Genomic DNA, 4,978 nt, shown 5'->3' with positions numbered 1-4,978 from the left:
CGTCGATGATGCCGAACGCCGACGCAGTTGCGATCGGCACCGGCAGCGCGGCGATACTGACATCGGCACCGCGGCTCATGTGAAAAACGATCATCTGGCGCACGTCCATGCGATAGATGTGGTCGGCACCAAAAACCACGACAAGATCCGGCGCATGTTTCTCGATCAGCCCCAGGTTCTGATAGACCGCGTCGGAGGTTCCCTGGAACCATTCCGGACCCTCGCGCATTTGCGGCGGAACCACGGTGATGAACTGCTGCGAGAAGATCGGCGAGAGCACCCACGACCGCCGGATGTGCTCGATCAGTGACTGCGACTTGTACTGGACCAGCAGGTAGATCGCGAAGATCTTGGAATTGACCAGGTTCGACAGGACGAAGTCGACGATGCGGAAGCGGCCGCCGAAAGGAACCGAGGGTTTGGAACGATGCTGCGTCAGCGGATGCAGACGCGAACCCTCGCCGCCTGCCAGTACCACGGCAAGAATGTTGGGGGCGATCGTCATTTCCTCGCTCCTCGTCAATAAACCGACTGACTGCGCCGAGGCAACGCGATCCCGCGGACCTGGCGCTGCTCGTATCGCCTTCGCCCCGCGCACCCCGCTTTTCCCGGGCCCGGCAAGGCACCAGACCAAGGGAACTTGGACAAGCGTAACGCAGCCAGGTTCTTCGCGCTGCGCGCGTGGCAGGCCGGCATCGCTACCTTCGCTCCGAGTTTCTGCAAGGCCAAGAGACTGGCGCCGGGTCCGACACCTCGGCGAGCGAACTCCCCTTGCGAACGATTGGGCGAAAGTATTGCCGGAAACGGCCGTTTCTCGCGAAAATGGCACGAGCGTCACGGTGGCAGCGGGCCTGCCAGCGTTCCCTCGTGACGTAGTCATGGCGATTTCCGTTTATAGTGAGTACACAGTAACCGTGGATCTCCAGGTACAGGCCCGCAACCACCGTCTGCCAGGGAAACGAGAAATGTTTTCGGTACTGCGACCATGAGCCGATCGCCCGTCGGGCGTCAACGCCGCGATCACCACCGTCCCTTGGGCGAAGCCGGCACCAATGGGCAAGCCAGCCGCAGCGTGGAAGATGCGCTGCGCGAAAGCGAAGATCGTTTCCGCGTGATCGCCGAATCCGCTTCCGACTGGTTTTGGGAAATGGATGCGTCGCTCCGCTTCGTCTACATCTCCGAACGGTTTTTCGAAGTGACCGGACAGCCGCCGAGCCGCTTCCTTGGCAAGACCCGGCAGGAGGTGGCCGCGCAGTTCGGCGGCGACCTGACGCAGACACAATGGCGTCGTCACCTGGACGATCTGGTCAATCACCGTGCCTTTCGCGACTTTGAGTACGAAATCGCCAACCCGGACGGACGCCGGATCACGATTCACCTGAACGGCAAGCCGAGGTTCGCACCCGATGGCGCATTTCTCGGCTTCATCGGTACGGGAACCGACGTCACCCGACTGCGTCTGGCCGAGGAGGCGCAACGGCAGGCACTCCGGGAACTGCAGGCGATCTTCACCAACGCTTCCGTCGGCATCGTCTACTCGCAGGGAAATCAGCTGCGGCGCTGCAATCATCGGGTCGAAGCAATTCTCGGCTATGCGCCGAACGAACTCGCCGGCATGCACGGCGTATCCCTATTTCCCGACGTAGCCGCCTACCGCGCTTTCGTCAAGGCGTCGGCGCCATTGCTGGAAAGCGGCCTGACGTATTCGGCGGAAAGTCGCCTGCGGCGCAAGGACGGCAGCCTGGTGTGGTGCCACTACTTCGCGCAGCCGCTGGATCTCGAGCGCGCCGAAAGTGGGGTCGTGTGGATCGTCGAGGACATCGAGCAGGAGCGGAACTCGCGCGAGCAACTCCGGATCGCGATGCGCGAACTGGAAGCGATGATGGCCAACGCCCCGGTTGGCATCCTGCTCACCCGCGACCGCATGATCGCGCACCACAACCGCAAGTTCGCCGAAACCTTCGGTTTTGTCGGGGATGAAGCCATTGGCAGGCCGGCACGTCTGTTGTGCCGATCGGACGCGGAATACGAGGAGGTGGTGCGCGTGGCGGCGCCATTGTTGTCGGCCGCACAGCCTTTCCAGACCGAGATGTACCTGCGCCGGCAGGATGGCAGCGATCTGTGGATGAACGTCATCGGCTACGTCAGCGATCCCGTTCATCCCACGCAGGGAACGGTGTGGATCCTCGACGACCGAACCGCCTTCAAGCGGGCCGATGAAGCGCTGCGCCGCAGCCACGAGGAACTGGAGGCACGAGTCGCAGAGCGAACGGCGGAACTGTCGCAGCAGCTGCACCTGCTCAACCAGTTGATCGGTGCAATTCCAGGGCCAGTGTTCTACAAGGACGCAGAATGTCGTTACCTGGGCTGCAACCGGGCGTTCGAGGCCGTCGTCGGCAAGTCACGGAGCGAATTGATCGGCAGGCGGCCGCACGACGTTGCTCCGCCCGAACTGGCCGAACAATATCTCGCCGCGGACCGCGAACTCCTCGCGAGGACCGGCTTCCAGATCTATGAAAGCCAGGTCCGCTACGCCAACGGTGAGGTACGCGACGTGATGTTCCACAAGGCCACTTTCAGCCAGCCCGACGGCACCGTTGGCGGGCTGGTTGGCGTCATGCTCGACATCACCGAACGCAAGCGCATGGAAGACCATCTGCGCCAGGCCGCCACCGTATTCGAGAGTGCTGCCGAGGGCGTCATCATTACCCAGCCGGACGGCAGCATCATCGCGGTCAATCGCGCCTTCAGCGAAATCACCGGCTACGACGCGAGCGAGGTCATCGGGCGCAATCCGCGCATGCTGCAGTCCGGCCATCAGGACAGGGGTTTCTATCGGGACATGTGGGACAGCATTGTCCACAGCGGGCGCTGGCAGGGCGAAATCTGGAACCGGCGCAAAAGTGGCGAGATCTTTCCGGAATGGATTTCCATCGCCGCCGTGAAGGACGCACAAGGCCGTCTGAGCAACTACGTCGCCATCTTTTCGGATCTCACCCTGCCCAAACAAAGCGAAGAGAGAATCCAGCAACTGGCCTTTTCCGATCCCCTGACCAATCTGCCCAACCGTCGCCTTCTGCTGGAGAGGCTGCAGCACGCGCTGGCGACCAGTTGCCGCAACAAGCGCCTGGGTGCTCTGTTCTTCATCGACCTGGACGACTTCAAGGATCTCAACGATACACTCGGCCACGACAAGGGCGATCTGCTCCTGCAGCAGGTTGCACAGCGTCTGCGGGACTGCGTCCGCGAAAGCGACACCGTCGCCCGTCTGGGCGGTGACGAATTCGTGGTGATGCTCGAAGACCTGAGCGAAACGCCGTTGGAGGCCAGCAAACAGGCCGAAACGGTCGGCGAGAAGATTCTGGCAGCACTCAACCAGGTCTATCTGCTCGGCGAGCACGCGCACCACAGCACTCCGAGCATCGGCGTCACCATCTTCGGCGACAGGCCAAGTTCCGTGGACGAACTGCTGAAACAGACCGATCTCGCCATGTATCAGGCCAAGGGCGCAGGTCGCAACGCCCTGCGCTTCTTCGACGCGGAAATGCAGACGGTCGTCGCTGCACGCGTGGCGATGGAAGCCGATCTGCGCAAGAGCCTCGAGGAAGGCCACTTCGTGCTCCACTATCAGCCGCAGGTGGATCACCTCGGGCGCGTCTTCGGAGCGGAGGCACTGGTGCGCTGGCAACATCCGCTACGCGGAATGGTTTCCCCCGCCGAGTTCATTCCGCTTGCGGAAGAAACCGGCCTGATCATTCCGCTCGGCCTCTGGGTACTGGAAACCGCCTGCGCGCAGCTGAGCGCGTGGGCGAAGAAGCCCGAATTCGCGCACCTCACGCTGGCTGTCAACGTCAGTGCCCGCCAGTTTCGACAGGCAGATTTCGTCGACCAGCTGTTGGCGGTACTCGAAAACAGCGAAGCCGACCCCAGGCGACTGAAGCTCGAACTCACCGAAAGCATGCTGCTGAAGGACGTCGAGGAAATCATCACCCGGATGACCCTGCTGCGAAGCAGAGGGGTCGGCTTTTCGCTCGACGATTTCGGCACCGGCTATTCGTCGCTCGCCTACCTCAAGCGCCTGCCGTTCGACCAGTTGAAGATCGACCGGTCATTCGTCCGTGACGTGCTCACCGATCCCAATGATGCCGTGATCGCCCGCACCATCGTCTCCCTCGCGCACAGCCTCGGACTCAACGTCATCGCCGAAGGGGTGGAAACCAAGGAGCAGCGGACCTTCCTCGCGGCGCACAACTGCCATGCCTACCAAGGCTATCTGTTCGGCAAGCCTGAGCCGGAGATTTCGCTCGAGGGTTCGCTCCCCTTCCCCACCTGAGCGCCACAGCGGCGCCCGCCGCTGCGTGATCGGAAGCTGTCGACTGCGGCGCACCTGCGCCCTCCTCGGCCGCAGGTCCTGCCTCGCTCAGGGGAGGAGTCTACCAGGCGGCAGACCTTGCGGCGCACCCCCCGATCAGGCGGCGCGCTGGTAAAGCGTCACGACACAGGCGCCACCGAGACCGAGGTTGTGTTGCAGGGCGGTGCGCGCGCCGGCGACCTGGCGTGCGCCGGCTTCGCCGCGCAGCTGTTCGACGAGTTCCGCACACTGCGCAAGACCGGTTGCCCCCAGCGGGTGACCCTTGCAGAGCAGGCCCCCCGACGGATTCGTGACCACCCGCCCGCCATAGGTGTTGTCGCCGTCGGCGACGAACTTCTCGGCGCCGCCTTCGGGACACAGGCGCAGCGCCTCGTAGGTGAGCACTTCGTTCTGCGCGAAGCAATCGTGCAGTTCAACGACATCGACATCGCCAGGCCCGATGCCCGCCTGCTCGTAGACCAGATCGGCTGCCTCGCGGCTCATGTCGGCGCCGACCAGGGCGATCATGCTGCGCTTCTCGAAGGTTCCAGGACGGTCGGTAGTCATCGCCTGCGCGGCGATGAAAACGCGGCGGTCAAGATTCCTCTGCTCGGCAAAGCGCTGCGA

2 protein-coding genes and 1 pseudogene are annotated in these 4,978 nt (G+C 63.0%); 1 reads left to right on the top strand and 2 read right to left on the bottom strand.

Annotated features, from left to right (window positions below):
- On the bottom strand, positions 1 to 505 hold a 505-nt coding region (locus NFV80_RS04415), incomplete at its 3' end, for a sugar phosphate nucleotidyltransferase (RefSeq protein ID WP_295327772.1).
- 480 nt (positions 506 to 985) lie between these two features.
- Between NFV80_RS04415 and NFV80_RS04410 the strand changes: the two genes are divergently transcribed.
- A complete protein-coding gene (locus NFV80_RS04410; RefSeq protein ID WP_295327770.1) occupies positions 986 to 4,333 on the top strand; it encodes an EAL domain-containing protein in 3,348 nt (1,115 codons plus the stop codon).
- A gap of 135 nt (positions 4,334 to 4,468) precedes the next feature.
- Here NFV80_RS04410 and NFV80_RS04405 read toward each other — a convergent pair.
- Positions 4,469 to 4,978 (bottom strand): annotated as a pseudogene (locus tag NFV80_RS04405) (lipid-transfer protein); the annotation flags it as partial.

The sequence above is a fragment of the Accumulibacter sp. genome, assembly GCF_023806565.1.
Classification (GTDB): domain Bacteria; phylum Pseudomonadota; class Gammaproteobacteria; order Burkholderiales; family Rhodocyclaceae; genus Accumulibacter.
Note: the sequence above shows the minus strand (reverse complement) of the source record. Positions and strands in the feature narration are given on the sequence as shown.